We start from the raw sequence: 25,621 nt of genomic DNA on the forward strand, positions 1-25,621 counted from the left end.
CAGTTACCGCCGCAGTTCAAAGCTCGTCGTGCCGATTTTGACCGGCGTGTTCAACGGCACCTGCGTCGGAACCAGCACGCGGGTTCCATTCAGGAAGGTGCCGTTGGTCGAATCCAGGTCCTGGATAACCCAGCCATCGGCCCACAGCAGCAGTCGAGCATGATGGGTCGATGTGTAGTCGTCGCGGATCACCAGCGCGGATTCGTTGGAACGCCCGATGGTCATCGCTTCGGCGGGAAGGTCCATCTCGAGCCCCGATTTCGCTCCACCGGTGATGACCAGGCGGCGGGCATCCAACGAGGTTGGTGGTGAAGATGCAGCCTGGCGCGGTGCGGACAACTGCTCAGTCATGGGTTCAGGCGCCCTGTACTGGGGCTGTGCTGTCGGTTGCGCCGCCGCTGCGGCGGGAAGCCGGCGTACCTTCTGGCCGAACAGGTCAGACCTGAGGGCATAGACGATCGCGAAGACGAAGCCCCAGAGCACCACGAGGAAGGCGATCCTCAGGATGAGGAGGGTCAGTTCACTCATCAGCTAATGCCATCCCGCCGGCCGGAGAGCTCCGAAGAACCGGCAGACTGCGCCAGCACCCTGAACACGATCCTGGTCCTGCCGATGTCGATGACGGAGTCTGGCGGAAGGGGCGCGCGGTTGACCTTATTGCCGTTCAGGAGGGAGCCGTTCGTTGAACCGAGGTCGTTGACCTCCGCTTTCGTCCCGTCCCACAGGATCTCGACGTGCTTGCGGGAGATGCCGGTGTCGTCGACGGTGATGGTCGCATCGCTTCCGCGACCGACGATGGTGCGGGAATGGGTGATCGGGTGTCGCGTGCCATTGATCTCGAGCACGGGAGTCCACGCAACAGTGCCCTTCACATTCACGGACTGGATCTCGATCATGCCCTGGCTGAGCGTGGAATCCTCGGCCAGCGTGATAGAGATGCCGCCGGCGAACGAGTAGTGCTGTGCCGCGGCATGCTGTTGCACGAGCCCGGTCAACTCGTCGATGAGGGTTTGGCCGAAGCCGGTCATCCTGTCGTAATCGACGCGGTTGAGGTGCACGGTGAATTTATTGGGAACGAGGATGCGGTCGCGCGAGACGACCGCCGCCCTCGTGTCGAGCTCACGGCGAAGGGCACTGGTGATCTCCACCGGCTGGAGTCCACTTTTGAAGGTCTTGGCGAACGCACCGTTGACGGCGCGCTCGAGACCTTTCTCAAAGCTGTCCAGAAGACCCAAAACACTCCTTGTTATTGCCCTTACTGGATACCGATGTTAGCTGCTGGCTGCTGCGACGGCCGCCTCGCCACCACAAAAGCAGCCTATTCACACGTGAGCGACCGCGTTGGAGGCAGTGATTCATGGGGATCGGGCGCATCCGCAACCCCCTCGTACTGTGATAATCTCGCTCAGTCGGTGGCGTGCTGCCGGCAGGTGAGCGCGAGTGGCGAAATTGGCAGACGCGCACGGTTCAGGTCCGTGTGCCCGAAAGGGCATGGGGGTTCAAGTCCCCCCTCGCGCACCGCACCGCATGAAAGCGTCCCTCATTTCGGGGGGCGCTTTCGTGCGTTTAACCTGCGGTCGCTACGCTCGTGTCATGAGTCAAAACGAGGCCATATGAGCGGATACGAGTCGGGCTTCCTGGACGTGCTGCTGGAGTTGCCGGGTGCGCAGCAGCCCGTCATCCAACTCGACTACACCCACTTCACGGTGTTGCTCGACCCGGAGCGCAGGCTTGCCGCTGCGACAGCGGTGAATATCGCCGGCGCCGAACTCGTCGATGTGAAGCGCGGCAATACCTGGCGGCTCGACAAACGAGTCTCGGAAGACGAGCAGGCCGGCCCGGCGCTGTACGCGAAGAACGATCTCGATCGCGGGCACCTCGTGCGCCGAAGGGATCCGGTGTGGGGCGATGAAGCGAAACAGGCCAACGTCGACACCTTCAACTATACGAATGCCGCACCGCAGGCCGCGGCCTTCAACCAGGGCAAGGAGCTGTGGGTCGGGCTCGAAGACCACGTGCTTGAGTACGCCGGAGCCAACCAGCTGCGGCTGAGCGTGTTCACCGGTCCGGTCTTCAGGGCGGACGACGGCCTGTACCGGGGCGTGCGAATCCCGGGAATGTTCTGGAAGATCGCCGCCTGGGCTGCACTGGCAGATGGCACCGCATCGCTGAGGGCCGCCGGTTTCGTGCTCGACCAGTCGCCCCTGCTTGCCGACATCGACCTGCGCGAACTGACCAGCGGCAACCCGCCGCCGCTCGGCCCGTTCCGCACGTTCCAGCTGCCCGTTGGGCGCATCGCCGAGCTCACCGGGCTCGCCATCGAACAGTTGGTGGATGCCGACCGCTACCAGCCGACACCGGCAGCACAACCCATGGGAACCCGCGGAGACTGGCGCGAACTGGCCTCGGGCGACGAGATCGAGCTCTGACACTGACAACGGTTTCACCACGGCGTGTTAGGTTCGGAAAATGACCCGCATAGCAGCGGTCGCCCCCGTGCTTCCTCTCCACGAATACACCCAGTCCGAGATCACCTCCGAGCTGGCTCCACTCATCACCTCAGCCCCTGGTCGGCGCGCCGTGCTCGAAAGAATGCACGCGGCATCCGGCATCGGAACGCGCTTCACGGCCCTGCCGATCGAGCGTTACCGCAGCCTCGGATCATTCAGGGAGACCAACGACATCTTCATCGAGGTCGCGACAGACCTGGCCGAGAGGGCCCTGCGTACGGCGCTCGCCGCCTGCGGTCTCGAGGCTCCCGATGTCGACTTCGTCATGTTCACCTCGGTGACCGGCATCTCCGCACCATCCATCGACGCGCTCCTCATGCAGAGGTTGGGGTTGCGCCCTGACGTGAAACGGCTTCCGTCGTTCGGCCTCGGGTGCGTGGCAGGAGCCGCCGGGCTTGCCCGCGTCAACGACTACCTGGTCGGGCATCCGGGTGATGTCGGTGTGCTGTTGAGCGTGGAACTTTGTTCGCTCACCCTGCAGCGCGAGGATGAATCGATGGGTAATTTCGTGGCGACCGGGCTGTTCGGCGACGGGGCGACCGCGGTCGTGCTCGTCGGGGATGACCGGCCCGAGCCGGGCCCACGCATCATCGACACCCGCAGCTCGTTCTACCCCGACACGACGGATGTGATCGGCTGGAATGTCGGTGGGAGCGGATTCGAGATCGTGCTCACCGCAGGCGTCGCCGACGTGATCACCCGTCACTTCCCCGTGGAGGCTTCAGCATTCCTGGCCGACAACGGGCTCGGCATCGCGGATGTCACGACCTGGGTCGCGCATCCGGGTGGGCCGCGCGTGCTCGAAGCTTTCGCCGAGGCGCTCCAGGTACCCGCGTCGGCATTCGAGCTCTCGTGGGCCTCGCTGGACCGGGTGGGGAACCTGTCATCGTCCGCCGTACTCCACGTGCTCGCCGACACGATCGACGCCGGAGTCGCGCCCGGCTCGAAAGGCCTGCTGTTCGCGCTCGGCCCTGGGGTGAGCGCCGAGTTCGTATTGCTGGAGTGGCCGTGAGTGTCATTCTCTATGTCGTGCTAATCCTCGCGACCGGTAGCGAGCGCTTATTCGAGCTCGCGGTCTCCAGACGTAATGCCGCTGCTGCATTCGCGCGGGGTGGCACGGAATATGGCCAGCGCCACTTTCCGTGGATGGTAGCGCTGCACACAGGCCTGTTACTGGCGTGCATCACCGAGGTCCTGCTCGCGCAACGCCCATTCCTCCCGGCTCTCGGCTGGCCGATGCTCGTGATCGCGCTGCTGTGCCAGGCCGGTCGGTACTGGATCATCAGCTCCCTGGGAGCCCAGTGGAACACCCGTGTGATCGTCGTGCCTGGGGCCGGGCGCGTTGCCAGGGGGCCGTATCGCTGGGAGTGGCTGCCGCATCCGAACTACCTGCTCGTGGTCGTGGAGGGCATCGCACTGCCGCTCGTGCACACAGCGTGGGTGACGGCGATCGCCTTCACCGTTCTGAACGCTGCGCTATTGCTCGGGTTCCGGATCCCGACCGAAGACAGGGCGCTGAGGCAGCTGGCATGAGCGTCGACGTCGTGGTGGTTGGTGGCGGACCCGTCGGGCTGGCATCTGCGATCGAGGCGCGGTTGGCGGGGCTGACGGTCACGCTGATCGAGCCTCGCGAGAGTTCCATCGACAAGGCGTGCGGCGAGGGACTGATGCCCGGAGCATTGCCGTTGCTGGAACGGCTCGGCATCGATCCCCCCGGAATGCCATTGCGAGGCGTGAGCTACCTGGCGCCCGGTCGACGGGCCGAGTATCGCTTCGCGCGCGGGACAGGGCGCGGGGTTCGCCGTGTGGCACTCCACGATGCGCTCTCGGCACGGGCGGATCAGCTCGGCGTGGAGCGAGTCGTCGGTCGCGTCGACGGGTTTACGCAGGATTCCACAGGGGTCACGGTCAACGGCATCCGAGCGGGGTGGATGTTCGCTGCCGATGGCCTGCACTCCACGGTACGTGTCGCGGCGGGGCTCGACAGGCCGCGCGGCGGCGCTCGTCGCTATGGACTGCGTCAGCACTTCTTCGTGGCGCCGTGGAGCGAACTGATTGAGGTGCACTGGGCCGCGCACGCGGAGGTCTACGTGACGCCCGTCGCCGAAGACACGGTCGGGGTCGCCATCCTGGGGCCGCAGCGCACGGATTTCGCCGAGACCGTGCGTGGAATCCCGGAGCTCTCGTCGAAACTCGAGGGGGCGGCTCCTGCCAGCTCCCTGCGCGGGGCCGGGCCGTTTCGGCAGCGCTCGCGCCGGCCGTCGGCTGGCCGACTGCTGCTTGTCGGCGACGCCTCGGGTTACGTGGATGCGATCACTGGCGAAGGTCTGCGTCTCGGCCTCGACCAGGCGCGGCTGGCCGTGCAGCATGTCACTGATGGCCTCGACTACGACAGGGCCTGGGCGCGGTCGACCCGGGACTTCCGCCGGTTGACTTCGGGGCTGGTGTGGGCGGCGACGGGGCCATTGCGGAGCGCGATCGTGCCTGCCGCTGCTGCCCTGCCTCGCGTCTACGGCGCCGTCGTGGAGCGGCTCGCGCGCTAGGTTGCCGCGACACAGGTGTTCATGCCGGCCGAGCGCCGCGGGTCGGCGCCCCTGCTCACGGAGAGGCGCGTGGCATCCACGCCGCTGTTCGTATCCACCGCTCCCTTCAACCGCGCCCCCCAACCGCGCCCTGCTCCACTGCCTTCCACTGCCAAATGAAGGAGATATCGCGTCTTTTGATGGGTTTGCCTGGCGAACGCGGGCTTGAGGGTGAAATCTCCTTCATTTGGTAGGGGCAGCAGGTGCAGGTGCAGGTGCAGCGGGTGCAGGGGCAGGAGGAGGAGGGGCAGCTTCGGTGGCGGTGGTTGCCGCGAGCTTAGGCGCGCTGGCTTGCGGTGAGCAGCATCGTGAGCCCGTCGCGGATCCGTTCGAGTTCGGCCACGTTCATCCCGAGCCTGTCGAAGATCTGCCCGGGAACCTGCTCGGCCTGCTGCCTGAGTGCACGGCCGGCCGCGGTCAGTTCGACATTGAGGGCGCGCTCATCGTCGGGGTTGCGCTTGCGGGTCAACAGCCCTGCGCTTTCGAGGCGCCTGAGCAGTGGCGATAGGGTAGCGGGCTCGAGTCGCAGCGCCTGGCCGATGTCGCGCACGGTACGGGGGCTCCTCTCCCACAGGGCGAGCATCACCAGGTACTGCGGATGCGTGAGCCCGAGCGGTTCGAGCACGGGCCGATACAGGCCGATGACGCTTCTGGATGCCGCGGCCAGCGCGAAACAGACCTGGCGGTCGAGCGCCAGTGGATCCTGCGGCTGTGGGTCGGGCAGCCGTAGGTCGAGCGCGACTGGATCCTGCGGCTGTGGCTTCTCGCTCATTTAGTTAGTATACTAATTATTTGTGGGCAAAGAAAAGAAGGAACCATGGTGGGACCGGCTGAATCGACGACTGTTCCCCTACATCGGGCCGCCACCGCTCGGCCCGTATAACGAGGCACCGTTGCCTCCGACCGCTCAGGAAGCCTGCCCATTGTGCGGACAAGAGATGAGCATTCACACCTTCGTTCGCACGCAGGATCACTCGTCGACGCGCATGAGTTGCCCGCGCCCGGTTGTTCGCGAGTCAGGAGAGCAGTAGCGGAAGCAGCTGCTCCGCCGAGTCGACGACGGCGATCGAGCCGACTTCTTCGGCCGGCGAACCGTAGCCCCAGCGGACGAAGATCGTCGGTACGTCGTGCGCCGCCGCACCGTGCACATCGTGGGATCGATCCCCCACCATGACGGTGCGCGTTACATCCGCGCCGATCGACACCAGTCGGCGCAGGGCTTCCTCCACGACATCGGCTTTTGCGCTGCGCACCTCGTCGTCTGATGCGCCGGTGATCACGTCGAAGTATTTCACCAGGTCATAGTGCTCCAGGATCAGCTTCGCGGGAGTCTCCGGTTTCGACGTGGCGAGCCCCAACGGCACGTCGCTGGCGTGAATCGCCTTCAGCACATCCTCCACCCCCGGATACACGGTCGCGTTGAACGCGCCATGCCGTAGGTACTCGGGGCGGTAGATCTCAAGCGCTTGTTGCGACTGCTCGGGGGTGAATCCCGCAAGGTCCCGGAACGAATCGAGGATGGGTGGCCCCACGTAGGCGACCAGCTCGGCCGGCGAGGGGATGGGGAGGCCAAGTTGTTCGAACGTGAAGGCCAGGGTGGCCGTGATACCCGGGGCTGAGTCGACGATTGTGCCGTCGAGGTCGAACAGGATGCAGCTGAACTCGGGTCTCATAATTCCAAATCCTAGGCGGCTAGAAGAGACGGTGATCGCTGTCGTCCATGCCGCGCATCGCGTCATAGTCGAGCAGCAGGCACCGGATGCCGCGATCCTGGGCCAGCGTGCGCGCCTGCGGCTTGATTTCCTGGGCGGCGAAGACTCCCGTGACAGGCGCCAGGTGCGGATCGCGATTCATCAGCTCGAGGTAGCGCGTCAGCTGTTCGACGCCGTCGATGTCGCCGCGCCGCTTGATCTCGACCGCGACACTGCCGCCCGCGGCATCCGTCGCCAGCAGGTCGACAGGGCCGATCGCCGTCATGTATTCCCGCCGAACCAGCCTGTACCCGTCGCCCAATAGCTCGATCTGTTCAGCGAGCAGCTTCTGGAGGTGGTGCTCTGCGCCATCTTTTTGCAATCCCGGATCGTGGCCGAGCTCATGGGCGCTCTCGTGCAGGATTTCGTGGATCGAGATGACCAGCAGGTCTGCGGTTTTCGCTTGGGCGACCCGCCAGATCTGGATGACCCCGGCGTCAGCCTGGTCGGCATCCGGCTCCATCGCCGCGAGAGTGCATGGTGGGCTCATCCAGTTCAGTGGTTTATACGACAGCGAATCGGAGTGCACGAGAACACTGCCGTCAGACTTGACAAGCAGCAGTCGTGTCGCCAGTGGAAGGTGCGCGCTGAGGCGACCGGCGTAGTCCACCGAACATCGGGCGATAACGAGTCGCACGGGCTATGTGCTCGGCAACTCGAGTCGAGACTGTACCCGCAGCAGGTCGTCGCGGCCGAGTTCGACCCAGGGACCGGATGGGTTGATCACGAGCCCGGAGAAGTTCTCGCCGAGGGCGTCTGAGACGATGCGACCGACGTCGATGGCGGTCCAGGAATCCGTCGTGCTCCGGACCACGACCTCCGCGGCAGAGGTGAAGGCGAGCGCGACACCCTGACCTGCGGGGTTCGTAGAGGTGCGCACCTGCACGCCCTCTGGTGACTCGCTCACGGCGTACAGCAACTGTCCACCGAGCGAGAGGGCGTCGATGACGGCGTTCTTCATCCAGGTCGATCCGGCGGTGTCGATGGCCGCCTTGACGGTGTCGTTCCTGACGGACGTGAGTAAAAACTCCACATCGGCCAGTCGCACACCGCAGGTCGGTCCGGCGGGATCGAGGTAGAGCCAGCCGTAACCGTGCTCCTTCGCGAATTCGAGGCTGGACGCCGCGGGCCGCGCGAGGGTCTGCACGGTCGCCGGGGCATCCTCATGCATGCGCAGCACCTCTTCCTGGCGCGTGAACGCGAAGAGGGCGCGCTCGCCGTCAGGCGCCGTGCCCTCCCTGAAGGCGAAGGTCGAACCCTTGGCGACGGATGACCCGTCTTCCGTCATCGAGATCTCAGAGCCAGTCGTGTCAAAGAGCAGGCTGCCGTGCATGAGGTTGCGCACGACCTCGAGGAAGTTGGATTGCTCGCTCTTCTCCGCGAAGTCGGCGATTGCGCGCCGGAGGGGGACGTTGTCTACGAGATCAGCCATACGAACAGCCTACGAGAGTGGTGTGCCTGTCTTTGGCTCGCGAGCGGCGCTCGAGACGAACGAGCCGACCGCAGCGAGCACCAGGACGATGAGGAGTGCCTGCAGCACTCCGATCTGTTCTCCGAGCAGGCCGATGACGGGAGGGCCCACGAGGAACGCGAAGTAGCCGATGGTGGCCACGGCACTGACCCTGGCCGCTGCGGTCTTCGGGTCATCTGCCGCTGCCGACATGCCGATGGGGAATCCGAGGGCGGATCCGAGCCCCCACAATACGACACCGATCACGGCGATCGGAATGACGGGCACGAAGATGAAGATGAGCAGGCCGATGACGGCGAGCAGGAAGGATCCTCGCAGCACGGCGACGCGTCCGAACCGATCGAGCAGGAACACTCCGGCCAGTCGCCCGACCGTCATCGCTGTGACGAAGACGCCGAAGATCAGGGCACCGGTCTCGTTGTTCACCGAGTGGCCGTCGACGGAGGCGATGGCGAGCCAGTCATTAGCCGATCCCTCAGCGAAGGCGGCCGCAAGCACGACCAGGCCGATCAGCAGCGTGCGCGGATCCTGCCAGATGCTGAGCCTGCCGCGCCAACTCTTCGAGTGGTCGTTATCGGAGACCGGCTGGCCGTCCTCCTCGATGACATGCTCGGACTGGATGAACCGCCTCACCAGCATGATGGCCACGACAATCACGGCCCCGGTCAGGCCGAAATGCAGCGCGATAGGTACTCCGGTGAGCTCGGCGAGGGCTCCGAGCCCGGCCCCGATCATCGTGCCGAAGCTGAAGAACGCATGGAAGATCGGCATGATGGAGCGCCCGAGCGCCCGCTCGTTTGCGGCCCCCGAGACGTTCATCGCGACATCCGTGATGCCGGTCGAGGCGCCGAAGACCATGAGCCCCACGAAGGCCATCCCGAAGCTGGGGCCGAGAGTCACGGCGAGACCGGCGATGAGGATTCCGGTTGCGTTGCCGATGAGCCCCCAGGTGATGGTTGTGACCGCGCCGAACCTCGCGACGATGTGGCTGGATGCGAGCAGTCCGACGATCGATCCGATCGAGATTCCGGTGATCAGCAGCCCTACTTGAGCCGGGCTGGCGTCGAGCAGGTCGCGCGCCGCCGGCAGTCGCGACACCCAGCTGGCTATCGCAAGCCCGGGGAGCGCGAACACCACGAAGATCGCGTTGCGCCAGGCCACGATCTGGCGGCGGTCGAGGCCGGTGGCGACGGCTGGAATGTCTGTCATGGGATCCCTGTGATGGCGGTGGCTGCGGGCTAAATCAGAACGGATCGAATCGATTCGATCGAGCGATTCGACTAAGCTACCAACCCATGGACGGTGAGGCAAGCGCGGTAACGCAGAGGCCGACCCTCGCGGCCGTCGCGGCACTCGCGGGGGTGTCTGGTTCGACAGCATCCCTCGCCTTCAGCGGCGCCGGCCCGGTGTCGGAGGCAACCCGCATGAAGGTGCTCGCCGCTGCAGAAGCCCTCGGGTATGCCGGTCCCGATCCGCGGGCCCAGTCCCTGCGTCGCGGACGATCCGGCATCATCGGCATTGTCGTCGAAGACGCGTTGCAGGATGCGTTCCGCGACCCGATGTCCCTCGCCATGCTCGACGGTGTCGCCGCGGAGACGGGAAACGCCGGAGCCGGGCTGCTACTGCTCTCCGACGCCGGTGGCCCGCAGATCGACATCCGCTCAGCCCCGATGGATGCCGTGATCCTCGTCGGCTGCTCCACTCGGCTCGACGAATCTGTTGCAGTTCTCCGCAAGCGGGGTATGCCGGTCGTCGCCATCGAAGCAGACGACATGCCGGGTGTGCTGTCGATCAGCCTCGATAATCGGGATGCCACGGCCCGGCTCGCACGGCACCTGCTGCACCTCGGACACGAGAACGTGTCTGTCGTGTCCCTGCCGATCGACGGCTCGAAGATCCAGTCCCCGTTGCCGGCGGACTGGGATGCGCTGGCGACATCGCACACCACCCGTGATCGCCTGCGGGGCCTGCGCGACGTGTATCCAGAGTTCGGTGGCATCGTTGCCGTTCGCAGCTCGATCGAAGCGGGCCGGGCTGCCGGGCTTGCGTTGCTCGAGGGTGCGATGCGTCCGACGGCCGTGGTCGCCCAGAGTGACCTGCTCGCGATAGGGGTGATCCGGGCCGCGGAAAGCCTTGGCATCCGGGTTCCGCAAGAGTTGAGCGTGGTGGGCTTCGACGGGGTGCAGATCGACGAACTCGGGGAGCGCGACCTCACCACGGTCATCCAGCCCGCACAGGACAAGGGCAGGGCAGCGGGCCGGGCAGCCGTCGAACTCATTGCGGGCGGCACGCCACAATCGACGGCGTTCACGAGCGTGTTGCACATCGGCTCGACGACCGCCGCCAAGAGTCAGCCGTAGCGCTGGCACCCTCGTTAGGCTTGCCCTTATGAGTTCAGAGACTTCCCCTACAACTGGAATCGGCGCATCTGGAATCGACATCGGGGAGCTTGACTCCTCGGTGCGTCCCCAGGATGACCTGTTCCGCCACGTCAACGGCAAGTGGATCGCCAGCACCGAGATCCCCAGCGATAAGGCCCGCTACGGTTCGTTCTACGTTCTCGCGGAAGAAGCTGAACGAGCTGTCCGCGACATCATCATCGAGTCGCAGGGTGCCGAAACCGGCACGGAAGCCCGAAAGGTCGGCGACCTGTATGCAAGCTTCCTCGACGAAGCGCGCGTGCAGGAACTGGGTGCCTCGCCCATCGCGGAGCTGCTCGCCGAAGCCGCCGCCGTCACATCCATCGACAGCCTGCTCTCGACCCTCGGAAAGCTCGAACGCGGCGGATCGTCAGGATTCGCGCAGGTCTTCGTCGACAACGACCCCGGGCAGCCGGAGCGCTATCTCGTCTTCATCGAGCAGGGTGGGCTCGGCCTCCCCGACGAGTCGTACTATCGCGAGGAGAAGTCGGCGGCGATTCGCACCAAGTACGTCGAATATCTCGAGCACATGATCTCGCTCGCCGGCCTCGACGATGCCGCGACCAGGGCTGCGCGCGTCTTCGAGCTTGAAACCGAGCTCGCCACCCACCACTGGGACAATGTCGCCACCCGCGACAGCGAGAAGTCGTACAACCTCATGTCGTGGGAGAGTGCCAACGGGCTGCTCGGCCCGGTCGACCTGAACCTGTGGCTCGATGCCATGGGCGTGCCTGAGCATTCCTTCGATGAGGTCGTCGTTCGCCAGCCGAGCTTTCTGGAGGGCCTGTCGACGGCGCTCGTCATCGACAACCTCGGCAAATGGCGCGACTGGCTGTCGTGGCAGGTCATCCGCTCGAATGCCGCATACCTCTCCGATGATTTCGTCGCCGCCAATTTCGACTTCTACGGCAGGACGCTGACCGGTACCCCGGAGATGCGCGCCCGCTGGAAGCGCGCGGTCTCTCTCGTCGAGGGCGCCCTGGGTGAAGCGGTTGGCCGCATCTATGTCGAGCGGCACTTCCCCGAGTCCGCGAAGACCGCCATGGATGTGCTGGTCACCAACCTCGTCGAGGCGTACCGCCAGAGCATCACCTCGCTGGAGTGGATGGGTGAAGACACCAGAGCCCGCGCCATCGACAAGCTGGAGAAGTTCACCCCCAAGATCGGTTATCCCGTGAAGTGGCGGGACTATTCGAGCCTGCAGATGGATGCCGCGGACCTCATCGGCAACATCCGCGCCACCAGCGAGTTCGAGTTCCAGCGTGAGCTCGGCAAGATCGGGCAGCCGCTCGACCGTGACGAATGGTTCATGACGCCGCAGACGATCAACGCGTACTACAACCCGGGATTCAACGAGATCGTGTTCCCCGCGGCCATCCTGCAGGCACCATTCTTCGATGAATCATGGGATGCCGCGGCCAACTATGGTGCTATCGGCGCCGTCATCGGCCACGAGATCGGCCACGGATTCGACGACCAGGGCTCGAAGTACGACGGCGACGGGCGGCTGACCGACTGGTGGACGCCAGCCGACCGTGCCGCATTCGAGGAGCGCACAGGCGCACTCATCGCACAGTACGACGCACTCGCTCCGGCCCAGGTACCAGACCATCACGTCAGTGGGGCCTTGACCGTCGGCGAGAACATTGGTGACCTCGGAGGTCTCGCGATCGCGTGGCGTGCGTACCTGATCTCCCTCGGCGGCGAGCGGTCCCCTGTGATCGACGGGCTGACCGGCGCCGAACGTTTCTTCCTGTCGTGGGCGCAGGCGTGGCAACTGAAGGCTCGTGATGAAGAGGTCATCAGGCTGCTGTCGATCGATCCGCACTCGCCCAACGAATTCAGGTGCAACCAGATCGTCCGCAATATCGACGAGTTCTATGAGACATTTGGCGTAACCGACATCGACTCACTATGGCTCGACCCGAAAGACCGTGTGACTATTTGGTAGAAACTGCGCGCGCCCGGGAGCGCTGGGAGCGCATCCGCGCTCCTCGCGTTCCCAGGCATTCTGCATCCGAGGGAGCCGAGAACTTCAGCGGCTCCTTCAGGGCGCTCGGAAAGATCGCCTACTCGGGCTCGCGCGTATCGGCCAGTGTGGTCGATCTCAACTCGGGTAAGACGCTCGTGGCAATCGACGACCGCATCGTGCTTCCGACGGCGAGCATCGGCAAAGTCCTCCTGCTCATCGAGGTCTCTGCCCGGATGACAGCGAGGGATGTCTCGGGTTTCGGCATCCTCGATAAGACGGCCGAGGATGTCGTCGTCGGTGCCGGCCTGTGGCAGCAGTTGCAGGTGCCGACCCTGCCTGTCGCCGATCTTGCCGCGCTCGTGGGTGCTACGAGTGACAATCTCGCCACCAACATCCTGCTCAGGCATGTAGGCCTCCACGCCGTTCGGGCGAGGACCGAATCCCTGGGCCTCGTGCGTACGGCGCTTCTCGATCTCGTCCGCGACCGCCGGGGCCCGGATGAGGCACCCCAGCTCTCCGTCGGCTCTACGGCCGAGCTCAGCTGGTTGTTCGGAGCCCTCGCCCGAAACGAGATCGTCGACCCGGTCACCAGCCAGCGAGTCCTGGGCTGGCTATCGCAGAATAGCGACCTCTCTCTGGTGGCGAGCGCCTTCGGTCTCGATCCGCTCTCCCACCGTGGGTTCGACCATGAGACGCTGCTCATCAACAAGACCGGCATCGATTCGGGTGTGCGTTCGGAGGCTGGGGCGCTTCGCGGCAGCGGCCGGGCCGTCGCCTATGCGGTTTCCGTCCAGTTCAATGATGAGAACCTGGGCTCAAGGATGCGCGTGCTGGAGGCACTGCGCATGGTCGGAGTGGACCTGCTCGAATACGTGCACCAGCCGCGTCGGGAAAGCGTTCCGCGACACCCCTGAATTTGTACCCTTGCCCCCTCAAGGGGGGTCGGGTAGTCTTCAAGAGCGCTGCACTGCATCGGACCCGAAACCCGATGCAGTACCCCGACACAGTGCATTCGAGTCTTACCCGCTCTCAGCCCGCATCCCCCGTGCGCGCCCTAACGTGCTGGGCTCGAACTCCCCCCCCAGGAGCTCGAACGTGTTCAAGAAAATTGTGGCGAGTCTGGCCGTCGTGCTACTCACGGTCGGAATGTCTGTCGTTGGTATAGCAGCCCCCGCAGGTGCAGCCCCTCCCGGCGGTGGCACATATCCGCCGACTGACGCTGCGGCGAATGACCCAGGCAACTGGGAGGTGCTGCCCGGCGAGGCGTGTTACAAAATCGAGCCCGTCAACCCGGTGCCGTACCTGTTGCCCTCCCCCGGTGCCGGTCAGCAATTCTCCAAAGTCATCGTCAAGGCGGGTTCAGGAGATGGTTCGAACCTCGTCCTCACCGACGGCCTTGCTGAGGGCACGCCGGTGCAGCACAACCTGAAAGACAGCATCAGCCACCTGATCCTGTGCACCGTTCCCACGCCGGTCGACCCGATTCTCACGGACGCCAGCGTCACGGTCACTACCACCCCCGCAACGTGCGAGGCAGCCGAGGGTGATCTCATGGTGGCGGCCGTCAATGCGACCTTCGTCACCAGCTACCCCACCGAAACGACCTACAGGGTCGTGGCGACCGCCGACGACAACCATCTCTTCTCTAATGGAGAGCCGACGTTGGTGATTGAGGATGAGTTCGCGCCGAAGCTGGCTGAGGGTTGCGAGCTTCCGCCGCTGGCTTTGGTGACGCCGACGTACTCGAGCACGCAGCCCACGTGCACCACAGCGGGTTCTTACACGCTCGGTTCGGACGGCGGCGACGTCGTGTGGACTGTCGACGGAGAGACGGGCGTTGCCAGTGGAACCTACTCGGCGCCGTCCGACTACTCGGACGTGACCATCTCGGCGACTCCTGCGGTGGCTGGCGACGGTCTGGATCCGGACTGGGTCAACCCGAAGGTCTTGACGTTCACGGCACCGACCGGTTGCGGCGAGACGCCTCCAACTTCTGGTGCTGCCTCTGCCTCTGTCACCACGACCCCCGCAACGTGCGAGGCAGCCGAGGGTGATGTCGTTGTAACGGTCACCAACGCGACCTTCGCGTTGACTTACCCGACCGAAACGACCTACAGGGTCGTGGCGACCGCCGACGACAACCATCTCTTCTCGAATGGAGAGCCGACGTTGGTGATTGAGGATGAGTTCGCGCCGAAGCTGGTTGAGGGTTGCGAGCTTCCGTCGTTCGCTTTGGTGACGCCAACGTACTCGAGCACCCAGCCCACCTGCACCGCGGGAGGCTCGTACACCCTCGGATCGATCGTGGGTGAGCTCGTCTGGACCGTCAACGGAGAGACGGGCGTTGCCAGTGGAACCTACTCGGCGCCGTCCGACTACTCAGACGTGACCATCACAGCAGCACCCGCCGTCGCGGGCGATGGACTCGACCCTGACTGGGTGAACCCCATCGTGCTGAGGTTCGCCGCTCCTGCCGGTGTTTGCTCGTTCAATCCGCCGACGCTGGCGTTCAATCCGCCGACCCTGGCCTTTACGGGTCTCACGATCGGCGCAGGCATGAGCCTCGCAGGCGGACTTCTCTTCGTCGGCCTCGCCGGACTCTTCGTAGCCCGCCACCGCAGGCTGCACGGCTAGAACGACCGCACATTACAGCCCGGAAACGGGGGGTGCCTTCGCACCCCCCGTTTTGGGGTGGAGTTCGACCCTTGTCCTCCTAAGTGAGGACACAATATCCTGAAGCCATGCCAGTCTGAATCACATCCCTGAAATGTGATCCAGTTCCCGAATGGCGCTCGACCACCCGGCTTCTCGCACACCTATCCCGATATGTGAGCGAGAAGCCGTGGTCGTAACCTCCCACCCCGGGGGTACTTCTTGTGCACCAGAAATTGCTCGTCACCATCAGCACCCGCGCGCTTGCCGGAAGCCTGTCAGCGGTAGCTGTCGCGGGATCAGCGTTCGTCGGACACCTCGCGTTCGCCTGTGTTGCCGCGACGAGTGCCTTCAACCTCGCGGGGGCCTTCATGTTCCTCGGGACCACCGGGCCGCTGTATGGGGCACGGCGAGGCACCGCGCGGTCCTGAGCACGCGCCAAGGCCGCAGCCGGGTCTGGCGGCTAAGCCCTAAGCCGATTGTGCATCGTCGGCCTGTCCCGCAGCATCCTGCGCCGACGGCGCTGGTGTGATGCCATAGACAGCGTCGAGACCGGCCCTGAACTCATTGGCGCGACCGTCGAGAGCGAACTCGCGGGCGCGGGCCGACGGGCCATGCAACAGCACACCGGCCAGGTGACGGAGCGCCGATTCGGTTTCGTCACCGGCACCACGGGCCCTGGCTCTGGCGATCTCAGCGTCGAGCAGGTCGAAAACGTGGGTTCGGAGCGCGACGACAGCCGGCTCGATGTCGCGCTCGGCGATGAACTCGGCTGCGGCAGAGCGGACGATCGCCGTGGCATCGTCGTGGGCAGAGAGGGCGTCCAAGGGAGCGTGCAGTCGCACTGTCTCCAGATCGAGCAGCTCGACGCCCTGGATTGCGGCGACAGCGGGCTCGATGTTGCGGGGGAGGCCCAGGTCGATCACCAGTCGTCGCGACGTGCCGGGGAACGAGTCGGGGCCGAGCACCGTGTTCGCCGTGCACGCGATGACGACGTCCACCTCGAAATCCGTGCTGTTGGTGATGCGGTGCTTAGCTGCGAAGGCTGGCCCGCGACCCGTGCGGCTGAAAACACGGATGTCTTCGGCCCCCTTGTCTCGGAGAGCCGCCACCGTTGTTGCGGCGTACTGGCCGGTTCCGACGATCAACACGGAGGCCGCTGACCAGTCGGCTATGCGACTGGAGGCGAGTTCCAGCGCAAGCCTGACCAGTGATCGATCCCGGCCGCCGATCGAGGTGAGGTTCTTCACCCCGCGGCTCGTGCGCGTGGCGCGCTGGAACAGCTGCTCGAGCTCACGTGTCGTCGTCTTACCGATGCGAGCCCGATCCAGTGCGCGACCGACCTGACCGGCGATCTCGTCTTCTCCGACCACGACAGACTCAAGCCCGGAGGTGACGGAGAAGAGATGCGCGGCGACATCCGCGTCCTCATGCACGGTGATCGACGCGCGCAGGGTCTCGGCGCTGAGCCCACTGGCTTCGCTCAGCGCTGCGAGAGTGGATGCCACGGCGATTCCCGCGGGTGCACCCGCGGCTTCATCGATGTCGAGGTATGCCTCGAAGCGGTTGCAGGTCGCCAGCACAACAGCTCCGGTGACGACGGCGCTCGAACTCAACAGTGCGTCGGTGGCTCCGGGAGCGGCGAGGGAGAGGCTTTCGAGTAGCTCGAAGCTCGCGTTGCGATGATTTGAGCTGAGGCACAGGAGCACGTCCTAATGTTAACCCCGTGCCACTGTCAAGCGATCATCCACTTCTCGACGGCCGAACTGGCCAGTCAGCGCTCGTTCGGGCGTATCGCGGCGAACGACCGGAAGTGACCCCGGTCTGGTTCATGCGCCAGGCGGGTCGATCTTTGCCGGAATACCGGGAGATCCGGGTCGGAAACGCGATGCTCGACGCCTGCCTCACACCAGAACTCGCGAGCGAGATCACGCTCCAGCCTGTGCGACGCCACAGGGTCGACGCCGCGATCTTCTTCAGCGACATCGTGATTCCCGTGAAACTCGCAGGAATCGATGTCGAAATAGTGCCCGGTCGCGGGCCCGTGATCGCAAATCCGATCCGGAGCGCCTCTGATGTGGCGGCACTCCGGCCGATCGACCCTGCTGCCCTCGACCCAATCCGTAAGGCCGTGGCGCTGACCGTGGCACAGCTTGGCACCACCCCGCTGATCGGCTTCGCCGGAGCCCCATTTACGCTCGCCTCGTACCTCGTCGAGGGCGGACCGTCGAAAGACCAGCAGCGTGCCCGCACGATGATGTACTCGGACCCGCAGAGCTGGGCAATGCTGCTCAACTGGTGCGCAGACGTGTCAGGCGAGTTCCTGAAAGCCCAGGTCGAGGCCGGCGCCTCCGCAGCGCAACTCTTCGACTCGTGGGTCGGTTCACTCAGCGAACAACAGTACGTGCGCCGGGTGGCCCCGCACTCCAAGCGTGCCCTGTCACACCTTCGCGGTCTCGACGTGCCGAAGGTGCACTTCGGGGTCGGAAGCGGGGAGGTGCTCAAGGCCATGCACGACATCGGCGCCGACGTCATGGGGGTGGATTGGCGCATCCCGCTCGATGAGGCCTCTCGGCGGCTCGGGGGGGACGTCCCCCTGCAGGGGAACATCGACCCTGCCCTGCTCGGCGCGCCCCGGCACATTCTCGAAGCCCACGTTCGGGACGTCATGGATCGTGGCCTCTCCGCCCCCTCCCATGTCGTCAACCTCGGCCACGGCGTGCCCCCGGACACCGATCCCGATGTGCTCAGCCACATCGTCGGTCTCGTGCACGGTGACTGACGTCACGGTCGTCGGCGGAGGCGTCGCCGGCATGGTGGTGGCGCGACGCCTGGCGATGGCCGGCCGATCGGTGACCCTGATTGAGGCTTCGGACCACCTCGGTGGCACTGTGAGCAGGCACACCGTCGGAGATATCGACCTCGACGCCGGTGCCGAGAGTTTCGCGAACCGCGGTGGGACAGTCGCGGCGCTCGCAGCAGAGATCGGGCTCGGGGATGAGGTGGTGAGCCCCTCGGCCGCTGGCGCCTGGCTCCAGCCGGTCTCCGGACCGGCCGTGCCCATGCCGGCCACCAACCTGCTCGGAATTCCCGGCACACCCCTCGCCGCCGATGTGATCGCCGTGATCGGCCAGCGAGCCGCCATCCGCGCGGAGCTCGACGCGATCATCCCCTCCCTCTGGGCGAGTAAATCGCTTACCCTCGGAACTTTGGTCAGGCGCAGAATGGGCTCTGGCGTGCTCGAAAAACTCGTCGCGCCTATCGTGCACGGGGTGCACTCGCTGCATCCGGACGACATTCAGCTCGACCGCGCCGCCCCTGGCCTGCGCGCCGCATTCGCGCGCGAAGGCTCATTGGCCGCTGCCGTGAGGTTCATGCGCGATGCCGCTCCCGCCGGATCCAGCATCGCGGGAATCCGGGGAGGGATGCACCGCCTGGCCACCGAGCTCGCCGCCGACCTTCAGACATACGGCGTGGATGTGCAGCTCGGGCGCACCGCACAGCCGGGCTCGATCGGCGGCACCGTCGTCATGGCAGCTCCGACCGACCCCACCGCCGGCCGCAGGATCGTGCTCGCCACCCTGGTCGTGAATGCGCCAGAACTCGACTCGGCCCCCAGGGGCACGGGGTTGCTCGTTGCGGCAGGAGCCGCCGGGATCAGCGCGCGGGCCCTGACCCACTCCACTGCCAAGTGGGAGTGGCTTCGTGAGCGTGCCGGCGGACGGCACGTGCTGCGGTTGTCCTATGACGTGGAACCGGAGCAATTGCAGGCCACAGCGCTGCAGGATGCCTCGACGCTGCTGGGGGTGCGCCTCGGTGACTCGAGCGTGGTCGACTTTGCGCGAGTCGAATGGCTTCGGCCGGCGGCATCCAGCGCAGGAGACAAAATCATCCAGGTCGGCGAGAGCGTCGCAGGGTCGGGGCTCGCCGGGGTTATCCGCCAGGCCGAGGCCGCGGCGGCAGAGCTGCTCGCCGGGTAGTTCTCCCGCGCGCGAATTCACAGCGCCCTATGAGCGTGAGGATTCGCTAACCGGCTGGGCAAAAGGGAGGATAGAGGTATGACTGAGAGTGCTGCCCCGCCTGTCGCAAAATCCGATTCCGAACCCCTCGGCTACACGCTGTGGGCGGTGCTGCGCCGCGATCCGTCGCGCGAGACCGGAGTCGTCGATCTGGCCCCGGCCGTCGCATCAGTCGAGAGCGCCGGGGTGACCGTGCGTGGCTTCTACGACGTCTCGTCGATGAGGGCGGATGCCGACCTGATGATCTGGCTGCACGGAGCCGAGCCCGAGAAACTGCAGTGGGCGCTGCGAGAGTTGCGCCGCGCCCTGCCGACCCTGCTGCCCACCTGGAACGCGATGGGCGTGCATCGCGATGCCGAGTTCTCATCGAGCCACCTCCCGGCGTTCATGCTCGGCAAGGAGCCGGAGTCGTGGCTGACTGTGTACCCCTTCGTGCGCAGCTACGAGTGGTACCTGCTGCCGGATGACGAGCGCAGGGCCATGCTCGGAGACCACGGCCGCAAGGGCAGTGAGTACCGGCAGGTGCTCGCGAACACGGTCGCCAGTTTCGCCCTCGGAGACTACGAGTGGATTCTCGCCCTCGAGGCACCGGAACTCGTTGACCTCGTTGACCTCATGCGCCGCTTGCGGCAGACCGATGCGCGCATGCATGTGCGCGAGGAGGTTCCGTTCTACACGGGCCGTCGCATCACCCTTTCAGAAGTTTCGGAGATCCTGTCATGACGATTACCAACGGCCAGCCCAGTGCCGACCCGCAGTCCGGTGCCGACGCACAGTCCGGTGCCACCACGGCCGCACCGCTGGTGCGAAACGCCACCCCCGCAGCCCAGAGCGGTCTGGCGCATGTCGAAGAGGCTGTCGCGTACGACGCCATCCTGCTGGCCAGCTTCGGTGGGCCCGAGGGGCAGGATGACGTCATCCCGTTCCTCAGGAACGTGACCCGCGGGCGCGGAATCCCCGAGGAGCGGCTGGAGGAGGTCGCGCACCACTACCGTGCGTTCGGCGGAGTGAGCCCGATCAACGACCAGAACCGCGAACTGAAGGCGGCCCTCGAGGCAGAGCTCGCGAGCCGCGGGATCGATCTTCCCGTGCTGTGGGGCAACCGCAACTGGGACCCGTACCTGCGCGACGCCCTCACCGAGGCGAACGAGCGCGGGTTCACCAAGCTGATCGCGATCGGCACGAGTGCCTACAGTTCCTACTCCAGCTGCCGCCAGTACCGGGAGGACTACGCGATAGCGCTCGAGCAGACCGGTCTCGGCGATGTGCTGCAGATCGATAAGATCCGCCAGTTCTTCGACCACCCCGGCTTCGTCGAACCCTTCATCCAGGGCGTGAGGCAGGGGCTCGCGGATGTCGCGGCACAGGGCATCGCGCCCGAGCAGACCCACATCCTCTTCTCCACCCACTCCATCCCCTCCAGTGACGCCGACCGCTCGGGCCCCCCCGAGCGCGGATTCGGACCGGATGGCGCATACGCGGCCCAGCACCTCGCCGTGGCCGAGGTCGTCATCGCGGCGCAGGACCACGCCGTCAACTGGGATCTCGTCTACCAGTCCCGCTCGGGCCCGCCCACCCAGCCGTGGTTGGAGCCCGATGTGAATGACAGGATCGCGCAGCTCGGTGCCCAGGGCATCACGGGCGTCGTCATCGTGCCGCTCGGGTTCATCTCCGACCACATGGAGGTCAAATGGGATCTCGATACTGAGGCCATGGAGAGCGCACAAGAGAACGGGATCTTCGCCGTTCGCGTGCCCACTCCCGGCGTCCACGCCGCCTTCGTGACCGGGCTCGTCGATCTCGTGCTGGAGCGCCGCGACGGCATCCCGACCGCTGACCGTCCCGCACTCACCGAACTCGGCCCGTGGTATGACGTCTGCCGCACGGGTTGCTGCGAGAACGTGCGCCTGGGCTTCAAGCCGGCGGTCGCCGGTCTGGCTCCCTAGTGGCGACGACCCTGCGCGTCGGCACCAGGGGCAGCGCGCTCGCGATGGCACAGTCGACTTCGATGGCGAGCGCGATCTCGGCGAAGACGGGTGTCGAGTGCGAACTCGTGCCGATCAGCACCGAGGGTGACACCTCCACCGAGTCCCTGTCGAGCCTCGGCGGCACCGGCGTCTTCGCCAGTGCTCTTCGTGAGGCCCTCCGCGACGGCCGCTGCGACGTCGTGGTGCACTCGCTGAAAGACCTTCCGACTGCGCCGGAGCCCGGGCTCGTCATCGCTGCGGTGCCCAAGCGGGTGGATGCCCGCGACGCCCTCTGCGCGCGTGACGAGTTGACCCTCGACACCCTCCCCGAGGGTGCCCGGGTCGGCACGGGTTCGCCCCGCCGTGTCGCCCAGTTGCGCGCTCGCAGGCCGGACCTCACGGTCGTCGATATCCGGGGCAACGTCGACACACGGCTGCGCAGGGTCGCCGACGGCGACCTCGACGCCGTGGTGCTCGCCGCGGCGGGGCTCCAGAGGCTCGGCCGGCTCGACGCGATCACCGAGTACCTCGGCATCGACGGCTGGCCGACAGCGCCCGGCCAGGGTGCGCTCGCCCTCGAGGTGCGTGCCGGCGACGAGAAGCTCGTGAAATCGCTCGAGCACGCGACATCCAGAATCATCGTCGATGCCGAGCGGCAGGTGCTCTCGATCCTCGAGGCGGGATGTTCCGCTCCGCTCGGTGCGCACGGTGACGTCGATGACGGCATGCTCTTCCTGTCGGCTCGCGTCTACTCGGCTGACGGCTCCGAGCGCCTCACGAGTTCGCACGCGCTCTACGTCTCAGACTCGAAGGATCCAGCTGGGGACCTGGCGGCCAGGGTGGCGAAGGAGCTGTTCGACCAGGGTGCCGCGGCACTGATGGGTGCATCATGATCATCCGTCCGCGGCGCCTGCGGGTGACTCCGGCGATGCGCCGGCTGGTCGCCGAGACCAGGGTGCATCCGTCACAGCTGATCCTGCCGATGTTCGTGCGTGAGGGCCTGACGGAGCCGATCCCGATCTCGTCGATGCCAGGGGTCGTGCAGCATTCGCTCGACTCGATGCGCCGCGCGATCTCCGAGGCGGCCGAGCTGGGCGTCGGGGGAGTGATGCTGTTCGGCGTCCCAGAGCATAAGGATGCGGTGGGCAGCGGAGCCACCGACCCGAACGGCATTCTGAATGTGGCGACGCGCGCAGCCGTTGCCGAGGCTGGCGATGCGCTCGTCGTGCAGACCGATCTCTGCCTCGATGAGTTCACCGATCACGGCCATTGTGGCGTGCTGGATGCCCGCGGCAGGGTCGACAACGACGCCTCTCTTGTGCGCTACAGGGACATGGGAGTTGCGCAGGCTGAGGCCGGATCGCAGCTCCTGGGCCTGAGCGGGATGATGGATGGCCAAGTTGCGGCGGTTCGAGATGCCCTTGATTCCGCGGATTTTGCCCAAACCCCCATACTCGGTTACGCGGCCAAGTACGCGTCAGCCTTCTACGGCCCCTTCCGCGAAGCCGTGCAGTCGACCCTGCAGGGAGACCGCCGCTCGTACCAACTCGACGCGGGCAACCGACGCGAGGGCGCACGCGAAGTGCTGCTCGATGTTGAGGAGGGAGCAGACGTCGTGATGGTCAAGCCCGCCATGAGCTACCTCGACGTGCTCGCCGATGCCGCAGCGATCAGCCCCGTGCCCGTCTGGGCGTACCAGGTGTCTGGTGAATACGCGATGATCGAGGCTGCTGCGGCCAATGGATGGATCGACCGCGAGCGAGCCGTCGCCGAATCGGTGACCAGCATCGTGCGCGCGGGAGCCGACGCCGTTCTCACCTACTACGCGAGCGAACTCGCGCGAAACTTATAGCCGGTCCGGGAGGGACAACAGATGACTACCAACGAAGAAGCCTTCGCCCGCGCCAAGGCCGTGCTGCCCGGCGGGGTGAACTCCCCGGTTCGCGCCTATGGTTCGGTCGGTGGCGTACCGCGCTCGGTGGTCTCGGCTCGCGGAGCGTACGTGACAGACATCGAGGGTCGCGAATACGTCGATCTCATCACCTCGTGGGGCCCGGCGATCCTCGGCCACGCGCATCCTTCGGTGATCGAGGCCGTGCAGGCGGCGGCCGCCCGCGGGCTGAGCTTCGGGGCATCCACGTCGGGTGAAGCAGAACTCGCGGAACTCGTCATCGGCAGGGTCGGGTCGCTGGTGGAGCGCCTTCGTCTTGTGTCGACGGGGACCGAGGCCACCATGACGGCGATCCGCCTCGCGCGCGGGGCGACCGGTCGTGACCTGCTCGTGAAGTTCGCTGGCCACTACCACGGCCACTCTGACGGACTGCTCGCCGAGGCGGGATCGGGGCTGGCGACGCTGTCGATCCCGGGGTCGGCCGGAGTGCCGGCCGCGATCGCCGCGCAGACGATCGTGATCCCCTATAACGACATCGCGGCAGTAGAGGCGCTGTTCGCCGAGCGAGGCAGCGAGATCGCGGCCGTGATCACCGAAGCGGCGGCGGCGAATATGGGTGTCGTCGCACCTCAGCCCGGATTCAACCAGGAGCTGACCCGCATCGCCCACGAGCACGGCGCCCTCGTCATCATCGATGAGGTGCTCACCGGATTCCGGGTCGGCCCCGGCGGATGGTGGGGACTCGACAGGTCGTACCAGCCCGACCTGGTCGCCTATGGAAAGGTGATCGGCGGAGGACTGCCACTTGCCGCACTCGGCGGTCGAGCCGACGTGATGAACCTGCTCGCACCGCTCGGCCCGGTCTACCAGGCAGGCACACTCAGCGGCAACCCGGTGGCCGTCGCCGCGGGCATCGCGACGCTCAGGGCTGCGGATGCCGCGGTCTACAGCCACATCGACGCGACGGCATCCATCATCTCGACGGCAGTCTCGGCAGCCCTGGCGGCGGAGGGCGTCGCCCACAGCATCCAGCACGCCGGAAACCTGTTCTCGGTGGCCTTCCGCGACAGCGCTCCAGTGAACTACGCCGACGTGAAGGCGCAGGATTCGTTCCGCTTCCCGCCGTTCTTCCACGCGATGCTGGCAGCGGGCGTCTCACTACCGCCGAGCGTATTCGAGGCGTGGTTCGTCTCGGCCGCGCACGACGACACGGCCGTGTCGCGCATCCTTGATGGCCTGCCAGCGGCGGCGAAGGCCGCAGCCGCAGCTACCGCATAGGACGGGCGCATACCGCCACGGGCATGCGAACCTTAGCGCCAGAGCACCAATGAGGGAACCCCGGCGCCTCCCACAGGCGGGCTCCCGGCTCCGGGGCTATGTTTGGAATAGACACCGATAGTGGGCGTTCCAGGTTTCGTACCGCCAACAGGAATGGAGAGTACGCATGAAAGGCAAGATTTTGCTTCTCACAGGGATAGGTATCGGATACGTGTTGGGAGCCCGCGCTGGGCGCGAGAGCTACGACAGGATCGCCAAGGCCGCAGACAAGTTCTGGAGCAGCCCGCGCGTACAGAAGCAGGTCGACACCGCCGAAGACTTCGTCAAAGACAGGGCTCCGGATGTCGCGGACTTCTTCGCCGACGGTGCGAAGCGTGTAGTGCGCCAGGTTGCAGGCAACAAGACCACCACGAAGTCGACTCGCTCGTCGACGTCGTCGAAGTAGGAGCGCTATGACTGGCGAACGCGGCGACACTTCCAGGCGCTCGCTCTTCACCCTCATCGGGTCGATTCCGACGCTGTTGATCGATCTCGTGCGCAGTGAGATCGAATCCCTCAAGGACGAGATCGCTGGCAAGCTCAAGAGTGCTGGAATCGGAATCGGCCTGCTGGCAGGTGCTGTCTTCTTCGCGCTCTTCGCGGTCATGGTGCTGATCGCCACCGCGATTCTCGGCCTCGCGACGGTCCTGCCCGCTTGGCTGGCTGCCCTTATCGTCGGTGTGGTGATTCTTCTGGTCGCGGCGATCCTCGCGATCGTGGGCATCCGCTCCCTCAAAAAGGGCGTCCCGCCAGCGCCCACCCACACCATCGAGAGCATCAAGAAAGATGTCCGCACCATCAAGGGCACCGAAAGGGTAGTGAGCTCATGAGCGACGTCGACAGCCGCATCGCAGCATCCAGGGCCGAACTGGAGGCAACCCTCGATGCCATCGAAGACAAACTGAACGTTCCCAAGCGCATGGGCGAACTGTCGAAAAACGCCCGAACGTCATATGAGTCGAACCCGATGCCATGGATTATCGGTGGATTGTCCGCCGCTGCCGTCGTGATCGGTGTCGTCGCCTGGGCGATCCTCAGCAACGACGACTGACCAGACGCGACTGACCAG

Annotated in this window: 27 protein-coding genes and 1 tRNA gene; 20 read left to right on the forward strand and 8 right to left on the reverse strand. The window is 65.6% G+C overall.

The genetic code is table 11. The features are described from left to right. Positions 1 to 3: 3 nt before the first annotated feature. On the reverse strand, positions 4 to 528 hold the full coding sequence (locus IEW81_RS12370; protein WP_097061600.1) for an FHA domain-containing protein FhaB/FipA: 525 nt from the start codon (positions 526 to 528) through the stop codon (positions 4 to 6). Continuing rightward, positions 528 to 1,235 (reverse strand): FHA domain-containing protein, encoded by a 708-nt coding sequence (locus tag IEW81_RS12375; RefSeq protein WP_097061601.1) that lies wholly within the window; start codon positions 1,233 to 1,235, stop codon positions 528 to 530. Before IEW81_RS12375 ends, IEW81_RS12370 begins: the two co-directional genes overlap by 1 nt. Before the next feature lie 199 nt (positions 1,236 to 1,434). On the opposite strand from IEW81_RS12375, the gene IEW81_RS12380 reads away from it, so the two are divergent. The 5 genes from IEW81_RS12380 to IEW81_RS12400 all read left to right on the forward strand — a co-directional run bounded on the left by IEW81_RS12380 (position 1,435) and on the right by IEW81_RS12400 (position 5,053). Next, positions 1,435 to 1,518: transfer RNA gene (locus tag IEW81_RS12380), tRNA-Leu, on the forward strand. Between the two features lie 95 nt (positions 1,519 to 1,613). After that, positions 1,614 to 2,429, forward strand: a complete 816-nt coding sequence (locus tag IEW81_RS12385; protein WP_097061602.1) for a DNA/RNA non-specific endonuclease — start codon at positions 1,614 to 1,616, stop codon at positions 2,427 to 2,429. Between the two features lie 40 nt (positions 2,430 to 2,469). After that, positions 2,470 to 3,522, forward strand: a complete 1,053-nt coding sequence (locus IEW81_RS12390; RefSeq protein WP_097061603.1) for a type III polyketide synthase — start codon at positions 2,470 to 2,472, stop codon at positions 3,520 to 3,522. Then, a complete protein-coding gene (locus IEW81_RS12395) occupies positions 3,519 to 4,043 on the forward strand; it encodes an isoprenylcysteine carboxyl methyltransferase family protein (RefSeq protein ID WP_097061604.1) in 525 nt (174 codons plus the stop codon). Before IEW81_RS12390 ends, IEW81_RS12395 begins: the two co-directional genes overlap by 4 nt. Continuing rightward, the gene (locus tag IEW81_RS12400) at positions 4,040 to 5,053 is read left to right on the forward strand and encodes an NAD(P)/FAD-dependent oxidoreductase (protein WP_097061605.1); all 1,014 of its coding nucleotides are present in this window, start codon (positions 4,040 to 4,042) and stop codon (positions 5,051 to 5,053) included. The genes IEW81_RS12395 and IEW81_RS12400 overlap by 4 nt, the downstream gene beginning before the upstream one ends. Positions 5,054 to 5,369: 316 nt before the next feature. Here the strand turns inward: IEW81_RS12400 and IEW81_RS12405 are convergent, their stop codons facing one another. The 5 genes from IEW81_RS12405 to IEW81_RS12425 form a co-directional block, all read right to left on the reverse strand. Further along, entirely contained in the window at positions 5,370 to 5,864 is a 495-nt protein-coding gene (locus IEW81_RS12405) for a MarR family winged helix-turn-helix transcriptional regulator (protein WP_097061606.1), read from the reverse strand. A 244-nt stretch (positions 5,865 to 6,108) separates the two neighbouring features. Continuing rightward, positions 6,109 to 6,765, reverse strand: a complete 657-nt coding sequence (locus IEW81_RS12410) for an HAD hydrolase-like protein (protein WP_097061607.1) — start codon at positions 6,763 to 6,765, stop codon at positions 6,109 to 6,111. A gap of 19 nt (positions 6,766 to 6,784) precedes the next feature. Beyond that, positions 6,785 to 7,480: an endonuclease NucS gene (gene nucS / locus IEW81_RS12415; RefSeq protein WP_097061608.1), complete on the reverse strand. Its 696-nt coding sequence runs from the start codon at positions 7,478 to 7,480 to the stop codon at positions 6,785 to 6,787. Between the two features lie 3 nt (positions 7,481 to 7,483). Next, on the reverse strand, positions 7,484 to 8,275 hold the full coding sequence (locus IEW81_RS12420; RefSeq protein ID WP_097061609.1) for an SseB family protein: 792 nt from the start codon (positions 8,273 to 8,275) through the stop codon (positions 7,484 to 7,486). 9 nt (positions 8,276 to 8,284) lie between these two features. Further along, positions 8,285 to 9,523, reverse strand: a complete 1,239-nt coding sequence (locus tag IEW81_RS12425; RefSeq protein ID WP_097061610.1) for an MFS transporter — start codon at positions 9,521 to 9,523, stop codon at positions 8,285 to 8,287. A gap of 86 nt (positions 9,524 to 9,609) precedes the next feature. Between IEW81_RS12425 and IEW81_RS12430 the strand changes: the two genes are divergently transcribed. The 5 genes from IEW81_RS12430 to IEW81_RS12450 all read left to right on the forward strand — a co-directional run bounded on the left by IEW81_RS12430 (position 9,610) and on the right by IEW81_RS12450 (position 15,789). After that, a complete protein-coding gene (locus IEW81_RS12430; RefSeq protein ID WP_097061611.1) occupies positions 9,610 to 10,674 on the forward strand; it encodes a LacI family DNA-binding transcriptional regulator in 1,065 nt (354 codons plus the stop codon). A gap of 28 nt (positions 10,675 to 10,702) precedes the next feature. Beyond that, a complete protein-coding gene (locus tag IEW81_RS12435; RefSeq protein WP_097061612.1) occupies positions 10,703 to 12,685 on the forward strand; it encodes a M13 family metallopeptidase in 1,983 nt (660 codons plus the stop codon). Further along, positions 12,679 to 13,620 carry a serine hydrolase gene (locus IEW81_RS12440; protein WP_097061613.1) on the forward strand — a complete coding sequence of 314 codons (942 nt, stop codon included), beginning with the start codon at positions 12,679 to 12,681 and terminating at the stop codon, positions 13,618 to 13,620. The genes IEW81_RS12435 and IEW81_RS12440 overlap by 7 nt, the downstream gene beginning before the upstream one ends. Before the next feature lie 181 nt (positions 13,621 to 13,801). Continuing rightward, complete coding sequence (locus IEW81_RS12445; protein ID WP_188732727.1) at positions 13,802 to 15,340, forward strand: hypothetical protein; 1,539 nt, start codon at positions 13,802 to 13,804, stop codon at positions 15,338 to 15,340. A 242-nt stretch (positions 15,341 to 15,582) separates the two neighbouring features. Beyond that, positions 15,583 to 15,789 carry a hypothetical protein gene (locus IEW81_RS12450; RefSeq protein ID WP_097061615.1) on the forward strand — a complete coding sequence of 69 codons (207 nt, stop codon included), beginning with the start codon at positions 15,583 to 15,585 and terminating at the stop codon, positions 15,787 to 15,789. Positions 15,790 to 15,828: 39 nt separating this feature from the next. Here IEW81_RS12450 and IEW81_RS12455 read toward each other — a convergent pair whose 3' ends face one another. Beyond that, positions 15,829 to 17,067 (reverse strand): glutamyl-tRNA reductase, encoded by a 1,239-nt coding sequence (locus IEW81_RS12455; protein WP_097061616.1) that lies wholly within the window; start codon positions 17,065 to 17,067, stop codon positions 15,829 to 15,831. A gap of 17 nt (positions 17,068 to 17,084) precedes the next feature. On the opposite strand from IEW81_RS12455, the gene hemE reads away from it, so the two are divergent. The 10 genes from hemE (at position 17,085) to IEW81_RS12505 (ending at position 25,603) form a co-directional block, all read left to right on the forward strand. Further along, positions 17,085 to 18,140 (forward strand): uroporphyrinogen decarboxylase, encoded by a 1,056-nt coding sequence (hemE, locus tag IEW81_RS12460; RefSeq protein WP_097061617.1) that lies wholly within the window; start codon positions 17,085 to 17,087, stop codon positions 18,138 to 18,140. Then, positions 18,133 to 19,338, forward strand: a complete 1,206-nt coding sequence (locus tag IEW81_RS12465; RefSeq protein ID WP_229671396.1) for a protoporphyrinogen/coproporphyrinogen oxidase — start codon at positions 18,133 to 18,135, stop codon at positions 19,336 to 19,338. The genes hemE and IEW81_RS12465 overlap by 8 nt, the downstream gene beginning before the upstream one ends. Before the next feature lie 78 nt (positions 19,339 to 19,416). Then, entirely contained in the window at positions 19,417 to 20,100 is a 684-nt protein-coding gene (gene hemQ / locus IEW81_RS12470) for a hydrogen peroxide-dependent heme synthase (RefSeq protein ID WP_097061619.1), read from the forward strand. Next, positions 20,097 to 21,323 (forward strand): ferrochelatase, encoded by a 1,227-nt coding sequence (locus IEW81_RS12475; protein ID WP_097061620.1) that lies wholly within the window; start codon positions 20,097 to 20,099, stop codon positions 21,321 to 21,323. Before hemQ ends, IEW81_RS12475 begins: the two co-directional genes overlap by 4 nt. Before the next feature lie 44 nt (positions 21,324 to 21,367). Beyond that, the gene (hemC, locus tag IEW81_RS12480; protein ID WP_097061775.1) at positions 21,368 to 22,237 is read left to right on the forward strand and encodes a hydroxymethylbilane synthase; all 870 of its coding nucleotides are present in this window, start codon (positions 21,368 to 21,370) and stop codon (positions 22,235 to 22,237) included. Continuing rightward, on the forward strand, positions 22,234 to 23,196 hold the full coding sequence (gene hemB, locus IEW81_RS12485) for a porphobilinogen synthase (RefSeq protein ID WP_097061621.1): 963 nt from the start codon (positions 22,234 to 22,236) through the stop codon (positions 23,194 to 23,196). The genes hemC and hemB overlap by 4 nt, the downstream gene beginning before the upstream one ends. A gap of 21 nt (positions 23,197 to 23,217) precedes the next feature. Next, on the forward strand, positions 23,218 to 24,513 hold the full coding sequence (gene hemL / locus IEW81_RS12490; RefSeq protein WP_097061622.1) for a glutamate-1-semialdehyde 2,1-aminomutase: 1,296 nt from the start codon (positions 23,218 to 23,220) through the stop codon (positions 24,511 to 24,513). A 166-nt stretch (positions 24,514 to 24,679) separates the two neighbouring features. Next, positions 24,680 to 24,958 carry a hypothetical protein gene (locus tag IEW81_RS12495; protein WP_097061623.1) on the forward strand — a complete coding sequence of 93 codons (279 nt, stop codon included), beginning with the start codon at positions 24,680 to 24,682 and terminating at the stop codon, positions 24,956 to 24,958. Between the two features lie 7 nt (positions 24,959 to 24,965). Then, positions 24,966 to 25,382, forward strand: coding sequence for a phage holin family protein (locus IEW81_RS12500; RefSeq protein ID WP_097061624.1), 417 nt, complete (start codon positions 24,966 to 24,968; stop codon positions 25,380 to 25,382). Continuing rightward, positions 25,379 to 25,603 (forward strand): DUF3618 domain-containing protein, encoded by a 225-nt coding sequence (locus tag IEW81_RS12505; protein ID WP_097061625.1) that lies wholly within the window; start codon positions 25,379 to 25,381, stop codon positions 25,601 to 25,603. The genes IEW81_RS12500 and IEW81_RS12505 overlap by 4 nt, the downstream gene beginning before the upstream one ends. Positions 25,604 to 25,621 lie beyond the last annotated feature (18 nt).

Origin of the sequence: Salinibacterium xinjiangense (genome assembly GCF_014645015.1) — a bacterium.
Classification (GTDB): domain Bacteria; phylum Actinomycetota; class Actinomycetes; order Actinomycetales; family Microbacteriaceae; genus Rhodoglobus; species Rhodoglobus xinjiangensis.